The sequence below is a fragment of the Duganella sp. BJB476 genome, from assembly GCF_003416895.1.
Taxonomy (GTDB): Bacteria; Pseudomonadota; Gammaproteobacteria; order Burkholderiales; family Burkholderiaceae_D; genus Rugamonas.
In genome coordinates, this window is the sequence record NZ_QVIO01000001.1 from 1,252,521 (window position 1) to 1,279,142 (window position 26,622).

Sequence of the window (26,622 nt, forward strand, 5' to 3'; positions counted from 1 at the left end):
GAACCATCATGAGCATCAACCTGAAAACACTGATCGGAAAACTGAACGACACCAGCCGCACGGCAGCCACCCGCGCTGCCAGCCTGTGTGTCTCGCTGGGGCAGTACGAGGTGGACATCGAACACCTGTTCCTGGCGCTGCTGGAGCAGCCCAAGAGCGATTTCGTCGTCATCGCGCGGCAGAGCGGCATCAGCGTCAGCATGTTGGAGGCCGATTTGCAGGCCGAGATCGCGCGCCTGAAGACGGGTAATTCCCGCACGCCGGTGTTCTCGGAGCGTTTGCCCAAGCTGTTTGAACATGCGTGGCTGATCGCGTCGCTGGACCTGCAAGCGGGCCAGCAGGCCAAGATCCGTAGCGGCCATCTGTTGCAAGCGTTGCTGACGGAGCCTGAGTTGGCGCAGCTGGCGTATCGCGGCTCCAAGCTGTTCGCCAAATTCGAAGTGGACCAGATCAAGCATAACCTGGACAAGCTGACCGCCGGCTCGGATGAAGCGGTGGCCGCATCACGGGGCGGTGAGCACGAAGAGTTGGACGGCGATCCGGTAGGTGACCTGTCGGCCAAGGCGGCGACCAAGACGCCGGCGCTCGACCAGTTCACCACCAACTTGACGCAGCGCGCGCGCGACGGCAAGGTCGACCCGGTGATCGGCCGCGACATGGAAATCCGCCAGGCCATCGACATCCTGATGCGCCGCCGCCAGAACAATCCGATCCTGACCGGCGAGGCCGGCGTCGGCAAGACCGCCGTGGTGGAGGGGCTGGCGCTGCGCATCGCGCTGAACGACGTGCCCGACGTGCTGAAAGGCGTGGAGATCCACACGCTGGATATGGGCCTGCTGCAAGCCGGCGCCAGCGTCAAGGGCGAGTTCGAAAACCGCCTGAAGAACGTCATCGACGAAGTGAAGAAAAGCCCGCACGCGATCATACTGTTCATCGATGAAGCGCATACGATGATCGGCGCCGGCGGCCAGGCTGGCCAGAACGACGCGGCCAACTTGCTGAAGCCAGCGCTGGCGCGGGGCGAACTGCGCACCATCGCTGCCACCACCTGGGGCGAATACAAGAAGTATTTTGAAAAGGATGCCGCGCTGGCGCGCCGCTTCCAGGTCGTCAAGGTCGAAGAGCCGAGCGAGGAACTGGCTTGCGCCATGTTGCGTGGCATGGCGCCGCTGATGGAAAAACACTTCGGCGTGCGCGTGTACGACGAGGCGATCACCGAGGCGGTGCGCCTGTCGCATCGCTACATCATGGGCCGCCAGCTGCCGGACAAGGCGATCAGCGTGCTCGATACCGCTTGCGCCAAAGTCGCGTTGGGCCAGAACGCCACGCCGGCGTTGATCGAGAACCTGGCGCGCAAGCTGGAACGCATCGCTGCTGAATCGGTATCGCTGCAACGCGAGCAAAACACCGGCGGTAGCGCGCACGTCGCCCGCCTGGCGGAGTTGGGAGCGGGCCGCGTGGCCGCCGCCGCGCAGCATGCAGAGTTGTCCGCACGCTGGGAGAAGGAGAAGGCGCTGACGGAACAGATCAAGGCCGGGCGCGTCGCGTTGGAGGGAGGCGGCGAGGGCGGTGCAGGCCAGGGCAAGGATTTGCAGGCGCTGCAAACGGAACTGAAGTCGCTGCAAGGCGAAACCCCGATGGTGCCGGTACAGGTGGATGGTCACGTGGTGGCGGAGATTGTCGCCGGCTGGACTGGCATCCCGCTGGGCAAAATGGTCAAGGACGAGATCAAGACGGTGCTGAACCTGAAGCCGATGCTGGAACAGCGCGTGCTGGGCCAGCCGCACGCGATCGAAGCGGTGGCGCAGCGCGTGCGCACTTCGCGCGCCAACCTGGACGATCCGAACAAGCCCAAGGGCGTGTTCTTGTTTGTCGGCCCATCCGGCATCGGCAAGACCGAAACCGCGCTGGCGCTGGCCGATGTGCTGTACGGCGGCGAACGCAAACTCATCACCATCAACATGAGCGAATACCAGGAGGCGCACAGCGTCTCCGGCCTGAAAGGTTCGCCGCCGGGCTATGTGGGCTATGGCGAAGGCGGCGTATTGACTGAGGCCGTGCGCCGCAATCCGTACAGCGTGGTGCTGCTGGATGAAGTGGAAAAGGCGCACCCGGACGTGATGGAGCTGTTCTTCCAGGTGTTCGACAAGGGCGTGATGGACGATGCGGAAGGCCGCGAGATCGACTTCAAGAACACCATCATCATCCTGACGTCGAACGTGGCGTCGGCCGCGATGATGCAGGCTTGCCTGAACAAGACCGGTGACGAGCTGCCCGATCCAGCGGCACTGGAAGAGCTGATTCGTCCGCACCTGATGAAGCAGTTCAAGCCTGCCTTCCTGGGCCGCCTGAAGGTGATTCCGTACTATCCGATTCCCGACGACGTGCTGGTGGAGATCATCAAGCTCAAACTGGCCAAGATCCAGCAGCGTATCAGCGCCAATCACAAGGCGGAGTTCAGCTACGACGAGGCATTGGTCGAAGCGGTGCTGGCGCGTTGCACGGAAGTCGATTCCGGCGCCCGCAATGTCGACAATATCCTGAATGGCACGCTGCTGCCTGAGGTGGCCGAATCCGTGCTGACCAAGATGGCCGAAGGCGCTGCGATCAGCAAGATCAAGGTCAGCGCCAACAAACAGGGCCAGTTCAAGTACACCGTCAAATAGTGCGTCGTTCCCGCTTTCGCGGGAACGACGTGGGCTCAGCTTAGTTGGGTGGGCGGACGCCCAACATCTCTTCGATGTGGGAGAGCGAGCCTTCGTCCTTGATGACGGAGCGCAGCCAGGTGTGCAGGTCCTGTTCGCCGGCGGTGGCTGCTTTCTCGGCGAAGTAGGAGACCGGGCTGTGTGGCTCGGTATCTCGGAAAAACTTCGCTACCGCCCGTAACTGCGCGATCGCGTGCGTGCGATTGCGAATCGGGCCGGACGAACCTTCCCTTTGCTGTGGCGTCGCTGCGCCGTTGTCGGCATGCGATGGCTGCTCGTCGGCGTCGTCGGCTTGCGCTTCGGCGCCGTTGGATTTGGCCGCCGCCGGCATCACGTGCAGCATCGATTGCACGGCGTCGCGCGCGGCCGAGAAGCCGGGGCTGTCCTGCCCCAGCTTTGCATCCGCCGCTTTTTCCAGTTGCAGCAAGGCGTCCATACAGTACTGCGCATCCGCGACGAACTTGGCGCAGAACTGCACGGAGTTGGAGCGCTTGGCAGCTTCCATGTCCGCTAGCTTGGGCGCGCCGGATTGATCGTCGCTGCCAGTGGCGCGCTTGCGGGCGTACTCGAAGTCGATGGTGGAGTAGGCCGTGTTGCGGCCTTCCGTCAGCGGCAGCTCGCGGATCAGCGTGCGTGTGCGTGCCAAAATCCAGCTTAAGTTGCCGATGCGCTGGTCGTTGTCGCCGCCGTCCGCTTCCGGGTACAAGCCCATGTCCCAATACTGTTCGCACAGGCCCGCCAGCAGGCGATAGCCTTCCGCCAGGCCGCGCAGGTGATGCTGCTTGGCGGCGGCTTCGGTCAGCCATACGGCCAGACGCAGGTCCTTGCTCTTTTCCGTCAACAGCGCCGCGCAGCGCTTGACGACGAATTCCCAATCCGCTTCCTTCAACTCCGTCACCCATTCGCCTTGATCGAGCGATGGGTCGTCGTACTTGCGCGCCTGGCCGATGGCGTCCAGGTCGGACGAGAAGGACAGGTCCTCGCCCGATGGGCTGCTGTCGCTGATGGGGATTAATAACTGCTCTGCTGAAAACATGATGTCCTCTGTTCGATTATTGGGCCATGCGGAACTCGATGCGGCGGTTGCGCGCGCGTCCGTCCGCACTGTCGTTGCTGGCGATAGGCCGGTCGGGACCCTGGCCGCTGGCGGTCAGCAGGTCACCATTCAGGCCGTGGCCTGCGAAGTAGGTTTTAACGGTCTCCGCGCGCGCCTGGCTCAGGCCCAGGTTGGTGGCGCGCAGGCCTGCGCTGTCGGTATGGCCGATGATCTCAACCTTGCGGCCTTTGAGCTTGAGCAGCGCCGCCAGCATCTCATCGAGTATGGCTTTGCCGGCCGGCGTCAGTGTCGCCTTGCCGCTTTCGAATTCGACGGTGCGGTTGGCCAGCGTGGTATCCAGGATGCTTTGGTCCGCCGCCGATACGCGCAGGCCGTTGTTGACGGTGTAGGTCGGATTGAGGCTGGTCGCGACGGTGCTGGCGATGCGCTGGCGCACCGACTCGTTGGCTACTTCGCCGCGCAGGCTGACGTTGCTGCCGTCGATTTTCAGCTGGCCGCGGCTGATCTGCTTCAGGTCCGTGGTGATCAGCTTTTGTACGTAGCCGTTCCAGTTTGCCGGCATGGCGACCGGGCCGATGGCGATCTGGTCGACCACCTTGTCGGCGCCGTAGACTTCGCGCAGCTTGGCCAGTACGGCGGCCTTGCTGCCTTCATCCGGCACGGTGCCGCTGGCCAGTACCTGGCCCGGTTCCGGCGCGGCGGGCGCCAGGCCCGGGGTCTGGGCGCTGGCGCCGGCGGCGCCGAACGCGCACAGGGCGGCCAGCAGGGCGTTGGCGATGGTTTGGTTAGTGCGCATGGTCAGGTTCCGATAAACGCCGCGCCGACGGAATCCAGCGCGGACTTGAGTGACAGGTTGGCTTGCGCCAGGTAGGTGGACAGCTTCTTGATGCCGTAGTCGGAGTCGATCTGCTCTTCCACCCAATCCAGTTGTTCGAAGTCGATGTGGTGCTCCAGCGCCGTTTGCGGATCCATGATCGCGCGCAGCGTCTGCGCCGAGGCGCCGCTGAAGCCCAGCACCAGCGATGGCCGCTGCTCGATGCGGGTGACGAACAGCGCCAGTTCGAAATCGGCGCGCGCCAGGAATGGCGTAATCAGGTGCATCCAGAAGGCGGCGACCAGGTTGCGGTACATCGGATCGGTCGGCAACGGCAGCAGCAGGCTTTTCTCCAGGCGGCTGGAGCTGGTTGCCATGACTGGTTGCAGCAGCATGCCCAATGCCAGCAGGATCTGCCTCACCGAGCCCTGGAAGCCGGTCTGCGCGAGCATGGCGTCGAGCGCACCCACGGTTTGCAGTTCGAGGAAGTCTTCGAAGGCGGCATCGTAGGCGGCCGGACGCAGATCGAGTTCGATCATGTGGTTGGCGGCGCTTTGCAGCGGCAGCGTGGGGTCGCCCGCTTCGCGCACGCCGTTGGTCAGCGTTTCAAGGCGGTTCCACAGGCGGGTCAGCACCAGCGGGGAGTTCTCGACGAAGGCGGTCGGCTCGGCCACTTCCATCGCGCCCATCATCAGGAAGGGGTAGCGGCGGCTGGACTGGTCGCTGCTGGCGACGATGTGGCCGGCGATGGCATGCCGGCGACGCGGTCCGACAAAGGCGAAGTGCAACGGCGGGACGGCGTCGTAGTTCAGCTTCCAGCGGGCGTCTGTGCTCAGCAGGTCCATCGCTTGCGACAGCCAGTCGTCCAGCACCTTGATCAGTGCCGGGCTGTCGCTGCCTTTGACGAAATCGCCCCGGCTTGGAATCTTGCCGAAGTAGCCGACGCTGATCGGCGTGGCGCCGCGGCTCATTGAACGGCTCCCGAGGTGGCGGCGGCGGTGCGCGACGGCGCTGCTAGCGGCTTGGGCGCGGGCGTTCCCTCCGGCGCGACTGGTGCAGCCGGGGCGGCTGGTGCTGCAGCTGGCGCCGGGAGCGGACCGGCGGCGATGATCGATTCCGGCAGGCGCAGGCGCTTGAAGCCTTGCGCCGCCTGCACCGGTTGCGGCGCCGGGGCTTGCGTGGTGGTGACGATCTTCAGGTTGGCGGTGACAACTACACCGGCATTGTCCCAGCTCAGTTCAAACACACCGTTGTCCTTGCGCTTGCGTTTGGCGGCGTCGATCATTTTCTTCAGGCCGAAGTGGCCTGGTTCGCTCAACAGGCTGACAGAGCGGCCTTCCGGCGTGATCGCAGTGATCTTCGAACCAGGCACACCTTGCGGATTCGGCCAAGCCATGTGCACCCATGGCTGCGGCTGGCCGCGCCAGCGCAGCGATTGACCGTCAATCTCGATGGTGAATTCGGTCGCGCCGACCGCGCCCAGCGCCTGCAAGTCGAACATGGTCTGCGCCTCGCCGCCGCTAGATGCAGCGGTGTTGGCGACGCCGGCCGCCGACAGCGGCGCGATCCAGTTAGGGAAGGCCGCCACCACTGGCGGCGCCAGGTTGACGCCCATGTCGGCCCAGGTCTTGGCGCTCAGCGAGTCGCCGCGACGCACCACCAACGGTCCGATGGTGGTGTTGAAGAACTTGGCGATGGCGCCATCCGGTCCGAAGATCTCGCCGATTTCGGCGTTGGTGGCTTCCGCGCGCGATTCGGTCGCGAACGGATACTTCAGGGCCAGGTTCTTGCTGAACGGTTGCAGCACTTGTGCGGCCCATACCTTGTTGATTTCGGTCTCGGTCGGTTTGACGATGACGGCGAAGGTTTGCATCAGCGGACGTACCAGCAGTGGACGGATCGCCAGTTTCTGCGCATCGGTCATCCCGGTCAGCATTTGTTCGTCGACGTATTTGAGCGCGTCGGCCAGTTCGGAACCGGTGCCGTCCAGCGTCTGCTGCATCAGCTGCTTGGCGCCCGGGCCTGGATCGCCCTGGTTCTTGATCTGGTTGAAGCGGGTGCGCAGCTTGGACATTTGCTCCATGTAGCCGCGCATCAGCGATGCGTCCTTGTCCTTGGTGACCACCAGGCGGGCGACGCCGGAGAACTCGCGGCCGACAGGCCCCAGCGGCAGCGCGGCGTTCTGCACGTTGCCGGAGCTGCTGACGTTGATGTTGAGCTGCGACGGTTTCTGGCGCAGGATGGTCTCGCGGAACCAGCCGGACACGCCGCGTTGCGCGCGTTGCAGGCCGGCGTCCAGCAGCGACGGGTTGTCCCACGAGGTCTGTTCGTAGACCGTCGTTACCAGCTTGTTGATCGGCGAGGTTTGCGGATCGCCCAGGCGGTTCATGGCTGCGGCGGCGTTGTCGAAGCCTTCCAGGTCGCGGATGGTAACGCCTTGAATGAACTTCTCCCATTCCTTGGCGTAGTCGTTCTTGTACAGTTCCACCAGCGATTTCTGGATCTGTTCCGGACTGCCTTCCAGCGTCAGGTCGTCCTTGGAGGAGGTCTTCAGCACCCAGTCGGCGCTTTGCATTTCGCGATTGGCCGCGTCGCGGAAGGCTTCCTGCACAAAGCCTTCCCACGCCTGGCGCGTGAAGCTGCCGGGAATGGCGTAGCTGCCCAGTACCAGTTCCTTGTCCTGGTCGCCGACGATGCGGGCCACGGTCATCGATGGGAAACGGGTTGCGGCGCGGGCCTTGACGTCGGCGTAGACGCGCTCGCGGGCCGGCATGCCGCGCACCACGCGGCGCAGGTTGTCGCGGGTCTGGTCGACCAGCGCCAGTTTGCCGTCGATCTGTGGCCACGAGGTGTCGTTGACCTGCGCCAGGTAGAAGGAGATCATGCGCTCGGCGCTGCGTATCATCTGCTCGCGCGGCATGGCGCCGCGGTTCCCGTCCAGCCAGACGCGCCAGAAGCGGGTCAGCTGGTCGTTCAGGTGGCCGGCTTCGGCGCGCGATTTATCGCTCAGCATCAGGTAGGTTTTCAGCGCGTTGTAGGCGTCTTCCGCGTTGGCCGGCGAAGCGTCCTTGAACTGGGTGGCGCCGTTGTTGACCGGGGCTGCGGAGGCGGAGGCGTCGACTGCCGCGCCGCCGGCTGCGGCGGTGGCCGCCGCCGTCACCGGCTTGGCCATCGGTTGCAGCTGCGCGGCGCCGCTGTTGACTTCCGCAAGGAAGGCTTCCAGCGATTGACCTACTGGTTTCAGCATCACTTCACGCACGCCGGAGAAGTATTCTTCGCGCAGTTTGCGGTCCAGCAGGTCGCCTTGGTACAGGCCCAGGCCCAGCGACAGCGGGCGGTGTTCACGGTAGCCGTCCAGCTGCTCGATCCGGTCTTGCAGGATCTCCAGCGCCTGGAAGCGCGATTGCAAGTCCATGCGGTTCTGCTGCACCTTGATGGCCTGGTCCAGGTCCGCCTGGACGTTGGCGACCAGCTGACGGTTGTTCATGTACGACCAGCTCCAGCCGGCCAGCGCCAGGCCGACGAAGGCGGTGGCGGCGAAGAAGGCTGCGTAGCGCATGCGCGTCTTGGCCGGGCTGGCGTATTGGGCGACCAGGTCCTTGTCCGCGAAGATCACTTTACGGAACAGGTTAAGCAGGAAGTAGCCTTGCTGTTGATGGGATTCTTCATGTTCCTGCGGTTGCAGTTTCAGGTCGAAACGCTGTGCCACGCGGTGCGAGGACGCGGACACGGATTCGCCTTCCTGCAAGGCGCTGGTGAAGTAGAAGCCACGGAACACGGGCTTGAACTGGAACGGATTTTCTTCAAACAGCGTGGCGATGAAGGCGCGCAGCGACGGTTTGATCGAGCTGAATTCCAGCGGGAAGGTGAACACGCCGGACGGCATGCGCTCACGCCATTGCAACGCCATATTGGCCTGGCTCAGGTCTTTCAGGCCGTCGTACAGCTCATCGAAACGGGCGTCGAACTGGTCGAGTATCTGTTCGCTGGTGGTCGACTGGCTGTAGGGCAGGGTGGCGCCCCAGATTTTATCGCGCTCGCCGCGTTCGGCGTCCTGGAAGAATTCGTTGAAGCCGGTGATCAGGTCGGCCTTGGTGAAGACCACGTACACCGGTGCATACACTTCGAGGCGTTCGGTCAGTTCCTGCACGCGCTGGCGCAGGTTCTTGGCCAGGTTGATGGCGAACTCCGGACGGTTGCGCGTCAACTCGGCGATGCTGACGGCGATGATGACGCCGTTGATCGGCGCCTTCTTGCGGTATTTTTTCAGCAGGTCGAGGAAGCCGAACCACTCGCCGCGGTCTTCATCGACGACCGAGTAGCGGCCCGCCGTGTCGAGCAGGATGCCGTCGGTGGTGAAGAACCAGTCGCAGTTACGGGTGCCGCCCACGCCTTGCACGATCTTGGTGTCGGCGAACGGGAACTGCAGGCCGGAGCTGGCGATGGCCGTGCTCTTGCCGGCGGCCGGATTGCCGATCACCATATACCACGGCAGTTCGTACAGCGCGGCGTTGCCTGAGAACTGGCCGATCTTCGAGCCCTTGATGGTGGAGATGGCGTCCAGCAGGCGTTTGCGGATCACGTCCGTTTCCTGGCGCTGGGTCGGATCGGGCTTGGCGGGCGTCTTGTTGACCTGCTGTTCCAGCATGTCGCCCAGCTGCGCGGCGGCGCGTTGGCGGCGCTGACGGCGCCATAGCCAGACGATGGCGCCGAACAGCAGCGCGATCGCCAGCACGGTCCAGGCGACGCTGGCCGGCCACTCGAAGATGGCGGCGGCGATCAGCAAACAGGCGGCGAAGGCCACCCAGCCGATCACGATCAGGCTGTTGCGGGTCGTCAGGAATTGCCAGGTTTTTTGCATCATGATTGGGGCTCTAGAAAAATTCGTCAAAATCAAACAGGTACGGCAACGGCGGGGCCGATCACGGCGACATCGCGCCGGAACGGGTCAAGATTACTGATGCACAGGATGGCGGCGTTGCGGCTCTCGGCTTCCTGCCGCGCCAGGGCCAGCGCGGTCAACCAGGTGACGCCGCCGCAGCTGCCGCAGCTGGCGCCGACGCTGAGCACATCGACGCCGGGATCGAGCTGCGGCGTCGATGCCGATACCACGCCCATCAACTCCATGACGCGGCTGGTGCGGTGGTCGGTGTCGGCGGCGATCAGGGCGATGGAGGATGCTTCGCGGCCGGCGCCGTGCAGCGCCTTGGTGCTGAGTTCTTGCAGCAGGTCGGCGCTGGAGCGCTTGGATGCGTCGGCGGAGTGAGGCAGCTGGCCGCTGCTCATGGCCAGCAATTGCGGCAGCTCGGCGCCGAACGCCAGCAGCTTGGCCTGGGCGGCGTCGGCCAGCAGCAGGCCGGCCGCGCCTTCGCCGGGAATGCGGCCTTGCGGATGATTGGTGCTGAATAGCGCGCTGGCGTTGTCCATGTGTTCGACGCTGTCGGCGCCGATGTGGGAGCCGCAGGCCACGACCAGGGCCAGCGCCGGCGGCTCGTTCGACAGCAGCCGTGCCAGCACGGTGCCAGCCTCGGTATCGGCCGCGCCGCGTTCGGGGGCAGTGGTGATGCGGTCGTCCGGCCATCCAGCCTGGATCGCCAGGTGGCGGAACCACTGCACGGTGGCCTGGCGCTGTTCGGGCTTCCATTCGGGCGGCCACACAGGATGGAGTTGCAGCATTGGCAGCGGCGATGGTTGGCGTTGCGCGATGTGGCCGGCGTGGGCTTCCAGCAGCGTGTGGCCGGCAAGATGGCCGGACAACTCGTTCACCACTTCGCTGCCAGCGCTCAGTGCGCGCCATTGTTCGTCGCTGAAGTGCGGGGCCAGTGCGTTGGTGGTCAGCCAGTCCGACATTTCCGCGCGCAGCGCTTCGGCATCGAGATCGGCGATGCGGGCACTCATGATCGGATAGCCATAGGCGTCGATGAGTTCCGGATCCAGCGCGGGGCGCGGGTTGTCGTCGGTCAGCGCGGCGCTCAATTCAGCGGGCGACATGCCGTGCGGTGCACGCACGGCGGCAGCCACCAGCGACAGCGACGGGCCGCATGCCGGTTCGGCCGGCGTTGCGTCCTGCGCGGCGGCATCGCCGGTTGCGGCGCCAGTGGCTGCGGGCGCGCTGACGGCGCGATAGATTTTTCGGCCCAGCCAGAACACGGCCAGCAACGCCAGCGGCAGTACCAGCAGGTACAGCACCAGATCGGCGCCGGCCGGCACGCGGTTGTTCGCCTGCCAGTACCAGACGGCGCCTATCCAGCTGGCGCCGAACGCCAGGACCGCTATCATCAAATTTTTAAGCCATGCCGCCATTTTTAACCGTGCCTTATCGTTTCATCACACCGGGCATACGTAGTTCCGTGTGCCCGAAGTCCATCATCTTCCAACGTCCGCCCCAGGTCAGGCCCAGCGACTCGGCTACTTCGCCGTAGAGCTGATAGCCGCGCATGGCCCACGGATCTTTTTCCGAGATCACCAGCTTGCCGTCGCGCAGAAACGCGCAGTCGGCGGCCAGGCCGTATTGGTGCCAGCTCTGGAACGCCGCCGCGTTGGTGACATTCGGTCCCATCGCGGCCAGCTTGTTCTGGCGTTCCGGGCTGCGGTAGCCCTCCAGGATCGCCATGTCGTAGCCGTGCTTCTCCTTCATGATCTTGAAGGCCATCAGCAGCCGCTGTGCGTAGGCGGCGTCCATCAAGGCCCAGTCGCGGCTCGCGGAGACCAGCATCGGCCGCTCCAGCGCCACTTCGGCCGAGGCAAACACCAGCGGCGGCAGCGCCTGCGGCGGCACCAGTTGCTCGCCTTGCAGCAGATCGGCGACCTGGGTGTTGACTTCCCTGGTCGAGGTTTCGAAGCCGCTCAACGTGCTTTTGGAGCTCATCATCAGCGCCAGCAGCGGCGGCAAACAGATCAGCGCCGCGCCACCGAGGCACAACACATAGTGCTGGCGCAGGAAGGCGCCGACTTCGCCGGCCGAGGCGCGTCCGGTGCGGCCGAGCGCGCTGGCATCCTGCTGGCGGCGCTGGGCGACCTGGCTCATGCGCTGCTGCAGCCGCTGGCCGGCGCCGGCCAGCGCGTTGAGCACGAATTCGCGTCCGGCCGGGAACAGGACCATCCAGCTGATCAAGCAGGCAAGTACGAAATAGAGTGCGATTGCCAGTATCAGCACGACAGTTCCTCTCCAGCATAAAGTTGCATCAATAGTGTCCTTAAAGCATTGCTTTGAGTATATCTTACAGTTATGACAATCCAGCGCACGATTGAAATCGCCCTATGAAACGACGGAAATCCGGGGTGCGCACGGTTGACTTTGTAATATGCGTCGCGTTTTCCTTGAATCGCGTAAAGTAATGCGAAATTAACAAGGAGTACATTTTGCAACGTCAAGACGATCGCCCTTCAAAGGGGGGCAGGCCCAGTCTTCTTTCCTCGGAACAGCAAGCGGAGGCGGAGCGCCAGCGCATTCTGAGCACGTTGGACAATAAACCGGCTGCGCCGGCGAGCGCCGTTGCGCGCAGCCCGGGCAAGCGTCCTGGTGGTTTGATGATTTGGGGCACGGTGGGTGTCGGCGTGCTGGCGGCGGTGGGCGGTGCGCTGGCCTGGATGAGCAATACGCCGGACGAGGACAGCGTGCCGGTCGCCGTGGTCGCAGCGCCGGTCAAACCTGTGGCCGTTGCGGCTGCGTCGGCCGAGTCCGAAGTGTCGACCGCGGCGATATTGGAGGAGACGCCTGTCGTCGCTCCGGTGTCCGAGAAGCTGCCGTCGCTGAAGGAAATGCTGACCGCCCCGGCCAAGCCCAAGGCCGCTCCCGACGAACTGATGCAGGCATTGGAACGGCCGCAGCCGAAGGCGCCGCAACTGGCCAAGGCCGAGCGCAAGCCCGAACACAAGGCCGAACGTAAGGCCGAACACAAGCCGGAGCACAAATCCGACAACGTCAAGCTGGCCCAGAAAACCGCGCCGGCCAAGGACAAGGACAAGCCGGCGGCCAAGCAGCCGGACAACGATGTCACGCTGATCACCGCGCTGATGGCGCATTTGCAGACCCGTCCGCCGGTCAAGAAGACCAGCACGCCTGCCGACCAGCTCAAGACCTGCAAGCAGTACAACGCCGCCGGCGAAGAGCAGTGCCGCGCGCGCCTGTGCGCAGCCGACGCCAAGAAAGAGCCGGAATGCAAGGCTGCTCCCGGCGCCAAGACCGCATCGAACTCATGAGTATCGCCTTACTGGAACAAATCACCACGGCCTTAGCGCAGTTCTCCAGCGCCACGCGGCTGTACGCGCTGAAGCTGGATAACGACGACGCGGACCTGGGCGCCGGCGGTTTGCTGGTGGAAGCTTTTTCCGCCGACGACGTGGTGCAGGGCACGGGCGCGCGCGACATCATCGTGCTGTCGACTAACGCGCACGTCGAACTGGCGCCGTTGCTGGGCAAGCCGGCCAGCCTCGAAGTGAGCCTGGTGGACGGCAGCCGCACCACCTTCAGCGGCGACATCACGCAGGCAGCCATGCTGGGCAGCGAAGGCGGCCTGGCGCGCTTCCGCTTGCGCTTGACGCCGTGGTTGTGGCGCCTGAGCCAGGTGCGCAATAGTCGCGTTTGGCAGGACAAGACGGTGATCGAGATCGTTGAATCGGTCTTTGAGATCTATCAGCCGCTGGCGCAATGGCGCTGGAGTGAAGAGGTCGACAGTTTCCTGGCCGATGTGCCGGCGCGTAGCTATTGCTGCCAGTATCGTGAGTCGGATTACGACTTCGTGCTGCGCCTGTTGACCGAGGAGGGCCTGGTTTGGCGCTTCGAGGAAAGCGAGGACGGCCTGTGCCTGGTGTTGTTCGCCGACAGCAGCCAGCTCAGCGCGGTGCCCGAGGACGCCAGCAGCGAGGCCGGCGGCGGTATCCGCTTCCACGGCGTGCGCGCCGGCGAGCAGCAAGACACCATCCAGGCCTTGCAGGCGCGGCGCAGCGTGTCGGCCACGCTGACCACTTTGCTCAGCTACGATTACAAGGCCAAGAAAGCCGTCAGCGCCAGTGCGCCGGCCATGCAGCAGTACGAGAAATTGCCGGCGCTGGAGAGCTTCGACGCTCCCGGCCAATACGCTTATGCAGACGGCGGACTGGCGCAGCATTACGCCGAATTGCAAATGCAGGGGCGGGAAGCGCGCAGCCAGTTGTGGCGCGGCCGATCGACGGTGCGCACTATGGCGGCCGGGCGGCGCGTGAATGTCACGCAGGGGCCGCTGGCTTCGGCCGAGGGCGCTGCAGTGCCGGCCTACACCGTGTTGCGTGTGACTAGCGTCGGTGTTAACAACCTACCGTCACCGGCCCAGCATGGCTTGGCTGAGCTGTTTGGCCCGATTCCGGAATTGCTGGAAGAATTGGCGCCGCAGCGCGATGCCGACTTTGCGCTGGTGATCGACCAGGCGCGGAAGACAGGCTATGCCAACAGTTTTGAAGCGATCGCGGCAGACGTGATCTGGCGTCCGCAACTGCCGGACAGCGATGGCCGCAATCATCCAAAGCCAACCGCGTCGGGCGCGCAAAGCGCGATCGTCGTTGGCTTTGATGGATTGGACCAGCCTGCCGGCGCTGACGAGCTGCATTGCGACGCGCTGGGCCGCGTGCGCATCCGCTATCACTGGCAGGACAGCGGCGACGCCACCTGCTGGGTGCGCGTCGCGCAGCGTTCGGCCGGCGGCGGCATGGGCAGCCAGTTCCTGCCGCGCGTGGGGCAGGAAGTGCTGGTGCAGTTTATCGAGAACGATATCGACCGTCCCATCATCCTCGGCGCCTTGTACAACGGCCAGGGCGAGGGCGGCGTGGTGCCGACTCCGGCGGGACAGGCGGCTGGCGACAGCCAGGCAGCGCTGTTCAATCCGGCCAGCGATCATGCGCCTTCCGCGCAGGGCAATCTGGCGGCGGGCAATAGTCCCTTGTGGCACGGCGCTTCCGCCGATACTGCCGGCCACGGCAACGCGGCGGCGCAGTGGGGCGTGCGCAGCAAGGAGTTTGGCGCGTCCGGCTACAACCAGCTACTGTTCGATGATACCGACGCGCAGGGGCGCGTGCAGCTGCGCTCGACGCATGCGGCCAGCGAATTGACGTTGGGCCATTTGATCCACAGTGCCGACAACTATCGCGGCAGTCTGCGCGGGCAGGGCGCCGAGCTGCGCACCGATGCGTACGGTGCGGTGCGCGCGGCCGGCGGATTGCTGGTGTCGAGCTATGCGATCAGTCACAGCGCCAGCGAGCGCGATCCGATGGGCGATAACTCGGCCGGCATCGCGCTGCTGAAGCAGGCGGTGCAGCTGGGCCAGACGTTCAGCGACGCGGCCAAGACGCATGAAACGGTGGCGCTGGCCACGCACATCGGCGCGAGCAAAGCAGATGAGAGCGCGCTGAACGACAAGTCGGCGCCGTTGAAGGCGATGTTGGCTGCGGTGTCGGGCATGGTGGGCAATGCCAGCCTGAGTGCAGCCAAGGCTGATGCCGAGGAAAAGAAAACGGCACCCGGTGATGATCAATTGCCGCATGCCAGTTCGCCGATCATCGCCGTCAGTGGCAAGGGCGGCCTGAGCGTGACCGCAGGGCAGGCAATGCAGCTGTCCAATGGCGAAACAATCGCCTTGATGAGCGGCGCCGACACACAGTTCGTCAGTGGCGGTCAGTTGCGTGTGCAAACCCAACAGGCCATCGGTGTGCTGGGTGGCGCGGTCAAAGCGGGCGAGAACAATATTGGTGTGCAAATGATCGCCGCCAAGGATGCCGTCGATATCCAGGCACAAGCGGATGTGCTGAAGGTGCAGGCGCGGGATGAGGTCAATCTGGTCAGCGCCAATGCCTTTGTCGATTGGGCCGCCGCCAAGAGCATCACGCTGTCGACGGCGGGTGGCGCCAATATCACCATCGATGGTGGCAATATCACGGTGCAGTGCCCCGGCAAAATCACCATCCATGCGGGCACGAAGAGTTTTGCGGGGCCGGAAGCTTTGAACTACCCGTTGCCGAAGTTACCGAAATCCGATTCCAAGCCGCAGCCGTTGAAATTCGACTTGATGCTGACAGCGTTGCCCGGCCCTGACGCAACGCCGCTCAGTCAATATGACTGGCAGATTGTCCGAACCGGCGGTACGGCGCGAGACCGCGTGATCGTCGAAGGCCGCTCGGATGACGCTGGCAAACTGGCAATGACAGCGATGCAAGAGCTGCGCCTGTCGGTGGCGGTAGCGCGGTGGCCGAACGACCTGCTGTTGTTAGCGCCCGGCATGCAACGGCTGTTGAACGTATATGAGGAGCGCGACGACTGGTCGGAAAGCCAGAAGAACCTGCATGCGCTGGCCGCGCTGGACTTCTCCGACGAGCCCGGCATACACGTAGCGACCCAGGAAAGCCAGAAGGAGCGCACGCGCGCTGGCGAATCGACGGGCGAATCTAACGCCTACAATTTCTTTAAAAAGATCAAATAGACCTGTCATGAGCAACGCTTTTACACCAATCAAATTGAAAGGCGATGGCGATCGACAAATCGTCCGTGGTCAAGCGGCGGGGCACGCAGACGCACATCGTCAGGACCATAAAGAACTTGCGCCTTTTGCTCCGCTGAGACAAAACAACAGCGTGGAATGCTTCACTACAGGGAAGGATTTTTTCGAGGCACTCAGCAAAAAAATGAAGGCGGCCAAGAAATGTATCTTTATCGCCGGTTGGCAGGTGAACTGGGATGTGGAGCTAGTTCCGGGAGAACGTCTTATTGATATCCTTCACGATTGTATAAAAAGTTCTCCCGAGTTCCGCGTCTATGTGATGCCCTGGCTATCACCCAAGGTCGGCGTGAATACCGGTGACTTGGATACTATGCTGGCCATTTTTCAGCTCAACGCGGGTCTTAAGAATATGCAGGCGATGTGTTGCCCTGCAGGTGCGCAAAGCGATTACGTCGGTACTGAAGGGGCCGCATTTAGTCACCATCAGAAGATGATCGTGATTGATAATAAAACCGCCTACATTGGTGGCATGGATTTGGCATATGGGCGTTATGACGATAACAGTTTTTCGCTCGATCCAGGAAAGCGGAGTTTCAATGAGCGTTACAACCCCGGCGTACCAGGAAACAAGTCAATCGATCATAGAGATGGGCGTGCCCTTTCAATGTTGGATTTGTTAACTACCACGTTAACAGCAGGGACTTGGAATGCGGGCGGCAATACGGAGCCGGGTGCCGTCTCTGAGTTTATCGAGAAGGTTTGGCTTCCAACAAAGAAGCTTACTCTTGACGCAGTCTCTTTGGTCAATCAATTTTCTCGAAATCAGATGGATGCCGAGGTGGCGGCGTTGAAGGCAACGGCGAAAGGCACCAAACAAGCCGCTGTGGCCAGCGCCGATGCTGCTGTCGCCGCTGGTAAGGCACTGAGTCGCCAGTGTGCGGCCATGCAAATTCCAGATATTTACGGTGGGATCAAGTCTTTAAATATCAGTGCGGAGCCGACTTCATCGATCCCGGGGAAATTGCGGAAAGTTGAAGCCGATGCCCGAGAGGGCTGGAACTCAGGGGTAGATGAGTTGACAAAGTTCCTGTCGCCAGCAAGCTATTTACGCGTGGATCCGAAACCGCAGTCAATATTGCCGGCCACGCTGGAGCTATCTGAACGCGTAGATCGGTTTGCCTACAATACATTCATTAATGGAGCTGCTGCCGTAGGAAGCGTTGCTCAATACGCCGCCAACGCCGAGCGAGATGTGTGTATCGGAATCGGTCCTGTAGTTGAAAGTGGAGCAAATCATGCCAAGACAGCCGGGCGCCAAGCGCAAGCGGCTGTCGGGGTGGGGATGAATATCCTGCAACAAGCGATCATTCAAGGAATCAATGAGGTACGTACTTTACTGAACGAACAGGTTTTGGCAATTATAGCTTTGGGCGACCACGGTTTGGATGTGGCACTACAAAACTTGAGCCAGCAAAATGTGCAAGCGCTGTTGGATCGATTCATGCGCCTGGCTAAGGTCATTTACACTTCACAGTTAGCTATAAGTTGGGCACATGCCACGGCCCATCCGTTCCTTTTACAAAAAGGGACTAAGGCTGCAGCTAGCAAGGTCTTGGGCTCTGGGCAGCCCCGTGAGCCTTGGCAGGACGTCCACGTACAAATTGAAGGCCCCTCCGTTGACGACGTCGCTATGAACTTTATCGGGCGATGGAATGCTTGTCAGAATAGTTATCTTTCTGATAAAACAATGACTGACATGCTTCCAAAACATCTTACTGACAAAGATAGCTATGCGAACCTTATCGGCACGGTGGCGAGGAAATCAATGTTCATTGATGGGGACTTTGTGCCGCCACCTCGGCCTAGTGGTGCTGCTGAGAAGCGGTCTGGGGTTGCGGTCCGCGTACTGCGTAGCGCTCCCCTTAAACTATGCAAGCAAGAGGCATTGTCACGTAGGGATAAAACTTCACCTGTTAAAGAACAGCATGAAATTCAGGATCAGATGATAACCCTGATCAACGCAGCAACAGATTTTATTTATATTGAAAACCAGTTTTATCAAACAGAGTTCGGCCTACCTTCTATCGATGTGTTCACCAGAGCGGCGGAGCAGTTGGTGTCCGCTCCCATGCGGTACATGATAGGTCAACGAGCAAACCGCCTCACTGCTGAAGTGAGTAGTGCTGGCTTTGAACCAGGAAAGAAACTGCTTCCTTCGAATGGCATAGGAAAGGCTTTGGCAGATAGGATTGCTCAAGCTATAAGACATGATCAACCTTTTCACGTATATTTGGTGTTGCCAGTGCATCCGGAGGGGAGATTGAACGACATTACTGTAGTTGGGCAAATTCACTGGACGATGCAAAGCTTGGTCTTTGCAGACCATAGTCTGGTCAATAGCATAAAACGTGCAATCGCTGCAAAAAAAATATGCAAAAAACCTCTCAACAAAGATGCTTGGGATGCTTCGCTAAAAATTGCAGGTAAAGTAGTTAATAATAAAGCGCCATATCAAAATATCCCCGATATGGCTTGGGGGGAATATCTTACCCTGTTGAATCTCCGAAATTGTGAAGTTGTATCTGGCAAGGTGCGTACTGAACAAATATATATTCATAGTAAATTATTGATTGTTGATGATCGCCATGTGATTGTCGGCAGTGCCAATATTAATGATCGTAGTCAGAGTGGAAAACGAGATAGCGAAATTGCGGTCATGTTATTGGACAATTCTCAAGAAAAGAAAACTATAGGTAAAAATGTCACTCATGTGAATACGCTTGCACGAAAATTACGAGTTGATATTTGGAAAAAACACTTTGCTCTAAGTGCAGAAAAAACTGGAATCGTAGAGCCAGCGAAGTCGATGGAAGCGCTCATCGAGCGACCTGCAGCAGAAGAAACCATTAAAGAAATTCAGAGTCTAGCCAAGTATAATGCGCAAGCCTACTCGGAGGCGTTCCCCCATATTCCTTGGAGTATCGATGAGCCGCCGAAAGGAGCATCTATATGGCCTGTGTGTCCACCTGGAATTTCGGCTGAAAAAGCGGGCCGGCTGAGTGTAAAAATGCCATTTCACGACGATTTTTGGTTGCCTGAAAATAAAAATTCGGCCCGTCCTGCACAAATAAAAGGATTTTTTACAAAACTGCCTACTTATTGGACTTTAGGTGAAAATAACCATCCGGGCCAGATGAGCGTTATGGCTTTAACGATGTTAGAAGATGACAACCATTCTTCGGATGTGGCTTAAATTAATTTTAATGGAATATGTTGCTGGGTGAAGAAATGAAGACTGAAAAATATGCACGCTGCGTTGCGAAAATATCATTACTATTAACCGGTGCCATTTTTAATTTTCAGACTTGTGAAGCTACAGATATTCACGACTATAAAAAAAATGTGGATAATTCAACTATTTGCATTGATAGATTTTTGATCGACCTTCCAGCGCCGGCTGATATGGCTGCCACTAATGAAAGAAATCAAGACGTTTACGGTTTTCCAGGTATTGATGATGTTGGATCAAATGGTGCAAAAATCGAAAATTTTAAAATTTCAGAAACAATCCCTACCTCTAAAAATAAACTAAAAACCGTATATTTTGAGGCTAAGACAAAATTAGTAGAGAAGACCACATATTCGGCAGGGCTTGAAAGCCGAAAGCAAGATATTCTACATTGGGAAAATTCAAAAAAAAGTGCCCCAACTGATCAACTTGAGTCTATTGATAGAATGGTGGCGAAATCCAAGAAGGAATTTGAAGAATTGAAATATGAGGCGGCAGTATCGGGTGAATCAAAGTCAATGACATCGGACGCTTTTGCGCTTCGTCGTGGGGATGAATTCAGATTTGGATATTTAAGTAAGGAAGATCAAAGAATAAGAACGGTTGAAGGTACTCTGAAACTTAAAAACCCGTTAACTCCGGAAGCAGCCGCACAGCAGTACGTGCAATTCAGAAAAGTATACCGAGAGAGAGCGGTCTCAGATATCCCTAAAACGCCCGGATTTTGTACACCATTCGGATTCTTTAGTGAAGTAAAAAAAATAGAGAACTCCGAGTCTGATATATTATTTAGAAGCGCAAAATATCCTAATCTCTTGTTTACGTTAAAAATAAACGTTGCTACAAGAAGAGATCAGGCGGATATTCAAAAAATGCCAAATATGAATGCTGAAAATGCTCAGTTGCACTTGCTTGGTGTGAAAAAAGTCTACGGCCCTATAGCAGAAAATATTGCTGGAATGCCAGGGAGATCAGTTGGTCATGAGTTTGGCGACAATTGCTCCGCCGGCAGTTGCCGCCCAGCAGATCAAGCGTACGAATTCGAAGCTGAAACTTTCGGCGATGCTAATAGTTTAGATAAGCCGCATATTATTTTACATATGATTGCAATAACATCTGATGATTATCGTCTCAAGCTACCAGCCCAGCCCAATGAACCGTCCTACAACAAGCCTGTTCGTCCCGGCCTTCACGGAAAAACACCACCACCCATTGTGGAGGGGCGGGCAGTTTTCGAACAGGTTTTGCGCTCTATTCGCTTAAGGCCAATTGCAATTTCTTCTAATTGATATCAACTGGGTTTTGAAGGGGCTACGACAAGGTCGCAGTGTTTGCGAGGGGGGGCGGGTCAAACTGAGCGGGTCAATTCGGCAAGCAAACGAACACTAAAGGAACTACCGAGGTGTCACGATGACAAAAAGCCAGTATGAAAATACTGCTGAAGACTGCAAAACTCCACCCTTGCTGCATAAGGCGGCTTCGCTGCGGCACGCTGTGGATCCATCCATGAAGACGTATTGAATGTCGACCATGAGTTCCGGATTTATTTATTTGTGGTTAACTACCATCGCATTTTTTCTTGCTGGATGCAGAAGCGATAATGCGAGTATAGAATTATGCGGAATTAACTATACGAAAAGGCACGTCGAGGACTTTTCGGTGAATGGTTACAGCGGCGCTAGCATTTATGCCAATGGAGGTGGTGGCAGTTTTGTGTGTTGCGTATCGCTACCTCGTCAATGGAGTAAAGATCTGACGGTCACAGTGAGGTGGAATTATGATGAAAAGAATGCTAGTCCATCTAAAGAACAGGTCGTTGTAGTCCCAAAATATTCAGAAGAGGATATTGGCTTTCTAGCTGTACATTTTTACCCTGATGACACCGTAAGAGTTCTGGTCACTACAAAAACAAATCTATATCCTGGCTATCCTTTCCCTCGCCCTGGAAATTAATTTGATGTGTCGCCGTGCTGTCGCGGTAGCTGCAACGAAGGAGCCGTGCAAAGCGCACACCAAGCGATTTCTCAGGCCCTGCCGCATCAGCAGCACATGCCCGCGTTGTACGGTGACATTGCTGGATTGGTAGCTGTGGCCGGGCGTGCCGTAACCGAGATCGATACAGACGAAGCGATGGCCGCACAGATCCTCAATGGCCATATGCAGTATCGTGGTCCCTACTGATAGATGGTCGAGCGCGCTATCGTGGAAGATGTTGAACAGGTGCAGCGTGTCGCTCGATCGCAAACCGAGTATCAGCGCGCAGGGTTGGCCGCCGCAATCGATCTGGTAGCACAGCAGCATGCCGTGTTGCGCCAGTCCCTGCATTTCCTCCTCCGTCCATAGTTGCGCGCGATGCTCAGGCGTGATCAACCTGGCCAACGCCTCCAGCATGGATGCCAATTGCTCCGGCCGTTCAATGCGATGCAATTCCAGTTGCCCGCCGCCGTGGTCGCGCAACTGCCGTTGCTGCCGCTTGAGGTTGTAGCGCCGCTTGGAACCGAACTGCGCCATGAAGGCTTCGAAGCTGGCTGGCAAGGGAATCTGATGGCAGTCGCGCCAGTTGTTCAGCAAGTGCTTGCGATAGCCACGTGCGTTGCCGGCGTCGTCGCTGATGCTGCGCCACAGCTTGCTGTCCGACGGCAACGACGTCAACGAGATCGCGTGACACTTTGGGAATTTCTCCAGCAGGAATTCAAACAGCAAATCCAGCAGGCCCGGCCGCTCGGGCATCAATGGCGCGCTACCGAGCAGGGCCACGCTGAATGCCGGCAACGAACCGAAGCGCAAGCGGCCAGCGCTAAATTCAAAACTGTGATGCCGTAGCACCAACGGCACCACGCCGACCACGGTCCGGCTGGCGCGCTCGAGCACCGTGAACAGCCGCGGCGGTGCGTGCCGTTTTGCCGTGCTGCGCAGATAGTGGAAGAACTCCGGACTCTGATACACGCGATCGTGACTTTCGCTCTCGGCCAGCAGCTCGCGCCAGCGCTGCAGCAGGGCGCTGTCGCCGATGCGGTCGCTAGCGTCTTCAATGAGGTAGATATCGTTGGACATAGTCGCAAGACGATCCCACATCCCGCGCCGAAGCTCCTTGATGCAAGTCGAAACGATGCGATCAGCGGCGCCGGCGCCACACTGTGTCCATCAAGGGCTTGACACTGAAGCCGTGCACCAGTATCGACAGCATGATGACAAACAGCGCGATGCGCGTCAGTTGCGCCGCCAGTTCCGGCGCCAGGCCCGCTTCGATGGCGAACATCAGGTAGTAGATCGAGCCGATGCCGCGTACGCCGAACCAGCCGGTCATTGCGCGCATGCGCAGGCTGGTGTCGCTGCCGATCAAACCAGCGAACACACTCAGCGGACGGGCGATAACGAACAGGAACAAGGCCATCCACAAGGCGTCCCACTGCATGCTTTTCAACGAGATCATGCCGCCTAGCAGCAGCACCAAGGTCAGCTCCGACAAGCGCTCCAGATGCTCCTTGAATACCAGCGATCCGGCGCTGACGATCAGCGGCGCTTCGTGGGTTTCGCTGGTCATGGCCGCTTCAGATTTGGCCGTATCCGGCTCCATCAGGCCGTGGCGATCCTTGGGCGCACCGGCCAGCACCAATTCGGTTTGCCGCAAGGCCACGGCGGCGAAGAACACCGCCAGGAAGCCCGATGCCTTGCACAGCGTTGCCACGCCGTACACCACGGCGATCATGCCCAGCCCAACCAGGTCATCCATGATTTCGTGCTTGGGATCGCAGCCGCGCAAGCTCCAGCTCAGCCGCGCCACCAGCGCGCCGGCAGCCACGCCGATCAGCACCGCGCCTGCCGTCGCCCACAGCACATCGGTCAGTAGCCAGCGCAGATGGTGCTCCCCTGTATCGACTACGCCCAGCATGCCAAGACCCAGGATGACGAAAGGAAAGGCGCTGCCATCGTTCATACCTGCCTCGCAGGTCAGCGTGAAGCGCAGCTGGTCCTTGTCACCAGCGTGACGAACCTGGACGTCGGTAGCCAGCACCGGATCGGTGGGCGCGAGGATGCCGCCGAGCAGGACGGCGGCGCCGGCCGGCAGGTGCAGCACGTAATAGCCGAACAGCGCCACCAGTGCCACCGTCAGCGACATCGACAACCAGGCCAGCCGCAACGGCGCGTCCCAGCGCTGGCGCTTGAACGGCACCGGCATCTTGATCCCGGCGGAGAACAGCGAGATCAGCAGCGCGACCTCGGTCAGCACTTCCAGCAAGGCCGATTGCAGCTTGGGATCGAAGCCGAAGATGTTGAGGGCGGTCGGCCCGAGCAGGATGCCGGCGCCCAGGTAGACGATGGCCGACGTAAAGGGCGACTTCGCGATCGTGCTGGCCGCCAGCCCGCGCGCCAGCATCAGGCAGCCGACGAGCAGGAACCATTGAATGGTGTTCACACACTTTCCTTCGCAGTGACGAGTCAAAGGCTAGGCGAGTTTGTGGTTGCGGTCTGTGGGGTAGAGCACCCTGCGCGTATCGGCAGGGTCGGGAAGGGCGCTGGCGAGGCAGCTGGCCTCGCCGGGCAAACAGCGGATTTATTTCAGCAGAGAATGCTTGCGGGCATAGCCGAAGTAGATGGCCAGGCCTATCACCAGCCAGATCACGAAGGCGACCCAGGTAAACCAGCTCAGGTAGGTCATCAGCATGACGCAGAAGATCACGGCCAGCGCCGGAATCACCGGCACGCCAGGGCAGCGGAACGCGCGCTTGAGGTCGGGACGCGTCTTGCGCAGGATGACCACGGCGATCGAGACCAGGCTGAAGGCGGCCAGCGTGCCGATGTTGATCAGCTCGGTCAGCACGTTCAGCGGCACCACGGCGGCGATCAGGCCGAACACGATGCCGACCAGCCAGGTGGCGAAGAACGGCGTATGGAAGCGCGGATGCACGGTCGACAGGCGTTTCGGCAGCAGGCCGTCGCGCGACATGGCGAAGATGATGCGGGTCTGGCCGTAGGCCATCACCAGGATCACGGTGGTCATGCCGAGAATGGCGCCCAGATTGACGAAGCCGGCGAACCATTTTTCACCAGCCACTTCCAACGCCAGCGACACCGGATGGTCGATGCCCAGGAACTGCTTGTACGGCACGATGCCGGTCATGATGGCCGAAACGATCACATACAGCACAGTGCAGACGGCCAGCGAGCCGATAATGCCGATCGGCAGGTCGCGCGATGGACGCTTGACTTCCTCGGCGGCCGAGGTCACCGCATCGAAACCGATGAAGGCGAAAAACACCAGCGCCGCGGCGCTCAGCATGCCGTTGTAGCCGAACGGTAAAAACGGTTTCCAGTTGGCCGGCTCGACGTGGCGCGCGCCGACGACGATGAACAGTATCACCACGCCGATCTTGATGGCGACCATGATGTTGTTCAGGCGGGCCGATTCACGCACGCCCCAGCTCAGCATGGCGGTCAGGATCAGCATGATGCACAGCGCCGGCAGGTTGATCAGCGTATGCACGCCGGGCAGCGCGCCGGGCGCGGCCGTGAGCTCGACCGGCAGGTTGATGCCGAAGCCGGCGATCAGCGACTGGAAGTAGCCGGACCAGCCGACCGACACGGCCGAGGTGGCCAGGCCGTATTCCAGCAGCAAGTCCCAGCCTATCATCCAGGCGGCTAGTTCGCCCAGGGTGGCGTAGGTGTAGGTGTAGATGGAGCCGGCCACCGGCACGGTGGAGGCGAATTCGGCGTAGCAGAGGGCGGCGAAGCCGCAGGCGATCGCAGCGACCACGAAGGACAGGGTCAGCGCCGGGCCGGCCGTCACCGCGCCGGTGCCGGTCAGTACGAAAATACCGGTGCCGACAATGGCGCCGATGCCCATGAGAATCAGGTCGAAGGGACCGAGTACTTTCGCCAGGCCGCCGGGTTTGCGGCTGTTGGCGATCATATCGTCCAGGTTCTTAGTGCGAAAAAGGCTCAAAATGGCTCCAGTTTTATTTTGGTTATCTCCGTACCCGAGTGTGTGCCTTGTGGGCGCTCGGGCGACGGCAAATAATACAGTAAGTTTCTGGCTATGCCGAGAGAGTTATGTTGTTAATAACGATGAGATATATAGCAGGAAACGATCCTCCAGCTTGCCCAGGTCCAGGCCGGTGATCTCGCCGATGCGGCGCAGCCGGTAATCCAGCGTATTGCGGTGCACGTGCAGGGCTTCGGCGGTGGCGGCCGGGTGACCGTCGTGTTCAAACCACACATTGAGCGTGCGTTGTAGTAACTCCTTGTTTTTATCCTGCGCCTTCAGGCGGGCGATGGGCAGGCGCAGCTGGGCGGCCTCCCAGCCTGAACCGAGGCCCGACAACAGCACCGGCAGGGTTTGCTCGTAATAGCTGAAGCGGGAGCGGCGCGGATGACGGGCGCGGCCGATACGGGCGGCGGTCTGCGCGCTCTGGTAGGAGATCGCCACCCCGGCCATGCCGGACTCGGCGATGCCCATCGTCAGCGTGTGCGGCTGCTGGCATTCCTCGTGCAGGATGGCGGCCAGCGCTTGCAGCTGGCGCTGTGGCCAGTGGGCGTCGTGGGAGGGCGGAGCGTCGTAGAAGTCCAGCAGCACCAACTGGTGCGCGCCGGCGGAGGCTGTCAGTGCCGACGGTTGCCGGGCCAGCATGCGCAGTTGCAGGCGCTGGAGCTCGCTGAGCGCCTGGTCGGTGCCCATCGCCTTGTCGTCCAGCTCCAGCAGGAACACCAGATGGCTGCGCTCGAAATTGACGCCCAGCCGCCGCGCCCAAGCGGCCAGGTCGGCCTCGCGCGTCGCGTCATGGCGGATCAGGTTGAGCACGAAGGCTTCGCGGTAGCGCGAATCGCGCTGCAACTCGCCGGCCAGGTGGGCTTGTTCGAGGATCATCTCCGCCGTCAGCCGCACCAGCTCGCCGAACTGGCGCACCTGGTCCGGCACGCCGCTCAGGCCGACCGCGCCGCAGACCTGGCCGTTGACTGTCAGCGGCAGGTTGATGCCGGGCTGGGCGCCGTGCATATTGCGCGCGCTGGCGCTGTCGATCTCCACCGTCAGCCGCTTGGCCAGGGCCAGCATGGCGCCGGCATGCAGCTCGCCGATGCGCGCCGGATTGCCGCTGGCCAGGATGGTGCCGTTGGCATCCATCACGTTGACGTTGTAGGGGATGATTTTCATGGTCCGGCTGACGATGTCCTGGGCCAGCTCGGTGCTGAGTATGTACATGGGCGATTCTCCTCGTCGTCCATTGTGCCAAATAACAAGGAATTCACATAAATTCTGCACTGGCAAAAGCATTTATTGTGCAAATGCCCAACAA

The 26,622-nt window shown here is 60.3% G+C and carries 16 protein-coding genes; 6 read left to right on the forward strand and 10 right to left on the reverse strand.

The features are described 5' to 3' along the window. Positions 1-8: 8 nt before the first annotated feature. On the forward strand, positions 9-2,666 hold the full coding sequence (tssH, locus tag D0T21_RS05550; RefSeq protein WP_116989054.1) for a type VI secretion system ATPase TssH: 2,658 nt from the start codon (positions 9-11) through the stop codon (positions 2,664-2,666). A 40-nt stretch (positions 2,667-2,706) separates the two neighbouring features. On the opposite strand, the gene tssA is transcribed toward tssH, so the two are convergent. From tssA to D0T21_RS05580, 6 genes are read right to left on the reverse strand one after another with little or no spacing between them, the layout of a single operon-like run. After that, positions 2,707-3,741, reverse strand: a complete 1,035-nt coding sequence (tssA, locus tag D0T21_RS05555) for a type VI secretion system protein TssA (protein WP_116989055.1) — start codon at positions 3,739-3,741, stop codon at positions 2,707-2,709. 16 nt (positions 3,742-3,757) lie between these two features. Continuing rightward, positions 3,758-4,558 carry an OmpA family protein gene (locus tag D0T21_RS05560; RefSeq protein WP_116989056.1) on the reverse strand — a complete coding sequence of 267 codons (801 nt, stop codon included), beginning with the start codon at positions 4,556-4,558 and terminating at the stop codon, positions 3,758-3,760. A gap of 2 nt (positions 4,559-4,560) precedes the next feature. After that, positions 4,561-5,547 carry a type VI secretion system-associated protein TagF gene (gene tagF / locus D0T21_RS05565; protein WP_116989057.1) on the reverse strand — a complete coding sequence of 329 codons (987 nt, stop codon included), beginning with the start codon at positions 5,545-5,547 and terminating at the stop codon, positions 4,561-4,563. Next, positions 5,544-9,437, reverse strand: coding sequence for a type VI secretion system membrane subunit TssM (gene tssM / locus D0T21_RS05570; protein ID WP_229211411.1), 3,894 nt, complete (start codon positions 9,435-9,437; stop codon positions 5,544-5,546). Before tssM ends, tagF begins: the two co-directional genes overlap by 4 nt. A 32-nt stretch (positions 9,438-9,469) precedes the next feature. Then, a complete protein-coding gene (locus tag D0T21_RS05575; protein ID WP_229211342.1) occupies positions 9,470-10,855 on the reverse strand; it encodes a hypothetical protein in 1,386 nt (461 codons plus the stop codon). A 37-nt stretch (positions 10,856-10,892) separates the two neighbouring features. Further along, a complete protein-coding gene (locus D0T21_RS05580) occupies positions 10,893-11,732 on the reverse strand; it encodes a M15 family metallopeptidase (protein WP_116989060.1) in 840 nt (279 codons plus the stop codon). A gap of 374 nt (positions 11,733-12,106) precedes the next feature. On the opposite strand from D0T21_RS05580, the gene D0T21_RS05585 reads away from it, so the two are divergent. From D0T21_RS05585 to D0T21_RS32845, 5 genes are all read left to right on the forward strand, one after another. Continuing rightward, complete coding sequence (locus tag D0T21_RS05585; RefSeq protein WP_229211343.1) at positions 12,107-12,778, forward strand: hypothetical protein; 672 nt, start codon at positions 12,107-12,109, stop codon at positions 12,776-12,778. Then, positions 12,775-16,023, forward strand: coding sequence for a type VI secretion system Vgr family protein (locus tag D0T21_RS05590; protein WP_229211344.1), 3,249 nt, complete (start codon positions 12,775-12,777; stop codon positions 16,021-16,023). The genes D0T21_RS05585 and D0T21_RS05590 overlap by 4 nt, the downstream gene beginning before the upstream one ends. Before the next feature lie 7 nt (positions 16,024-16,030). Then, positions 16,031-19,294 (forward strand): phospholipase D-like domain-containing protein, encoded by a 3,264-nt coding sequence (locus D0T21_RS05595; RefSeq protein ID WP_116989061.1) that lies wholly within the window; start codon positions 16,031-16,033, stop codon positions 19,292-19,294. A 35-nt stretch (positions 19,295-19,329) separates the two neighbouring features. Next, the gene (locus D0T21_RS31555) at positions 19,330-20,619 is read left to right on the forward strand and encodes a T6SS immunity protein Tli4 family protein (protein WP_147328027.1); all 1,290 of its coding nucleotides are present in this window, start codon (positions 19,330-19,332) and stop codon (positions 20,617-20,619) included. Positions 20,620-20,860: 241 nt separating this feature from the next. Further along, the gene (locus D0T21_RS32845) at positions 20,861-21,283 is read left to right on the forward strand and encodes a DUF3304 domain-containing protein (RefSeq protein ID WP_373886662.1); all 423 of its coding nucleotides are present in this window, start codon (positions 20,861-20,863) and stop codon (positions 21,281-21,283) included. On the opposite strand, the gene D0T21_RS05605 is transcribed toward D0T21_RS32845, so the two are convergent. The 4 genes from D0T21_RS05605 to D0T21_RS05620 form a co-directional block, all read right to left on the reverse strand. Further along, complete coding sequence (locus D0T21_RS05605) at positions 21,245-22,384, reverse strand: GNAT family N-acetyltransferase (protein WP_116989063.1); 1,140 nt, start codon at positions 22,382-22,384, stop codon at positions 21,245-21,247. The two genes, D0T21_RS32845 and D0T21_RS05605, sit on opposite strands and share 39 nt — an antisense overlap. A 61-nt stretch (positions 22,385-22,445) precedes the next feature. Beyond that, entirely contained in the window at positions 22,446-23,747 is a 1,302-nt protein-coding gene (locus D0T21_RS05610) for a sodium:proton antiporter (RefSeq protein WP_116989064.1), read from the reverse strand. A 138-nt stretch (positions 23,748-23,885) separates the two neighbouring features. Beyond that, entirely contained in the window at positions 23,886-25,274 is a 1,389-nt protein-coding gene (locus D0T21_RS05615; RefSeq protein WP_116989065.1) for an amino acid permease, read from the reverse strand. A gap of 105 nt (positions 25,275-25,379) precedes the next feature. Then, complete coding sequence (locus D0T21_RS05620) at positions 25,380-26,528, reverse strand: sugar diacid recognition domain-containing protein (protein WP_116989066.1); 1,149 nt, start codon at positions 26,526-26,528, stop codon at positions 25,380-25,382. Positions 26,529-26,622 lie beyond the last annotated feature (94 nt).

What these genes read in the sequence shown, in the direction of transcription:
- tssH (WP_116989054.1), top strand. Translation starts at nt 9, where the DNA reads ATGAGCATCAACCTGAAAACACTGATCGGAAAACTGAACGACACCAGC.
- tssA (WP_116989055.1), bottom strand. Translation starts at nt 3,741, where the DNA reads ATGTTTTCAGCAGAGCAGTTATTAATCCCCATCAGCGACAGCAGCCCA.
- D0T21_RS05560 (WP_116989056.1), bottom strand. Translation starts at nt 4,558, where the DNA reads ATGCGCACTAACCAAACCATCGCCAACGCCCTGCTGGCCGCCCTGTGC.
- tagF (WP_116989057.1), bottom strand. Translation starts at nt 5,547, where the DNA reads ATGAGCCGCGGCGCCACGCCGATCAGCGTCGGCTACTTCGGCAAGATT.
- tssM (WP_229211411.1), bottom strand. Translation starts at nt 9,437, where the DNA reads ATGCAAAAAACCTGGCAATTCCTGACGACCCGCAACAGCCTGATCGTG.
- D0T21_RS05575 (WP_229211342.1), bottom strand. Translation starts at nt 10,855, where the DNA reads ATGATAGCGGTCCTGGCGTTCGGCGCCAGCTGGATAGGCGCCGTCTGG.
- D0T21_RS05585 (WP_229211343.1), top strand. Translation starts at nt 12,107, where the DNA reads ATGATTTGGGGCACGGTGGGTGTCGGCGTGCTGGCGGCGGTGGGCGGT.
- D0T21_RS05590 (WP_229211344.1), top strand. Translation starts at nt 12,775, where the DNA reads ATGAGTATCGCCTTACTGGAACAAATCACCACGGCCTTAGCGCAGTTC.
- D0T21_RS05595 (WP_116989061.1), top strand. Translation starts at nt 16,031, where the DNA reads ATGAGCAACGCTTTTACACCAATCAAATTGAAAGGCGATGGCGATCGA.
- D0T21_RS31555 (WP_147328027.1), top strand. Translation starts at nt 19,330, where the DNA reads ATGAAGACTGAAAAATATGCACGCTGCGTTGCGAAAATATCATTACTA.
- D0T21_RS32845 (WP_373886662.1), top strand. Translation starts at nt 20,861, where the DNA reads ATGAGTTCCGGATTTATTTATTTGTGGTTAACTACCATCGCATTTTTT.
- D0T21_RS05605 (WP_116989063.1), bottom strand. Translation starts at nt 22,384, where the DNA reads ATGTCCAACGATATCTACCTCATTGAAGACGCTAGCGACCGCATCGGC.
- D0T21_RS05620 (WP_116989066.1), bottom strand. Translation starts at nt 26,528, where the DNA reads ATGTACATACTCAGCACCGAGCTGGCCCAGGACATCGTCAGCCGGACC.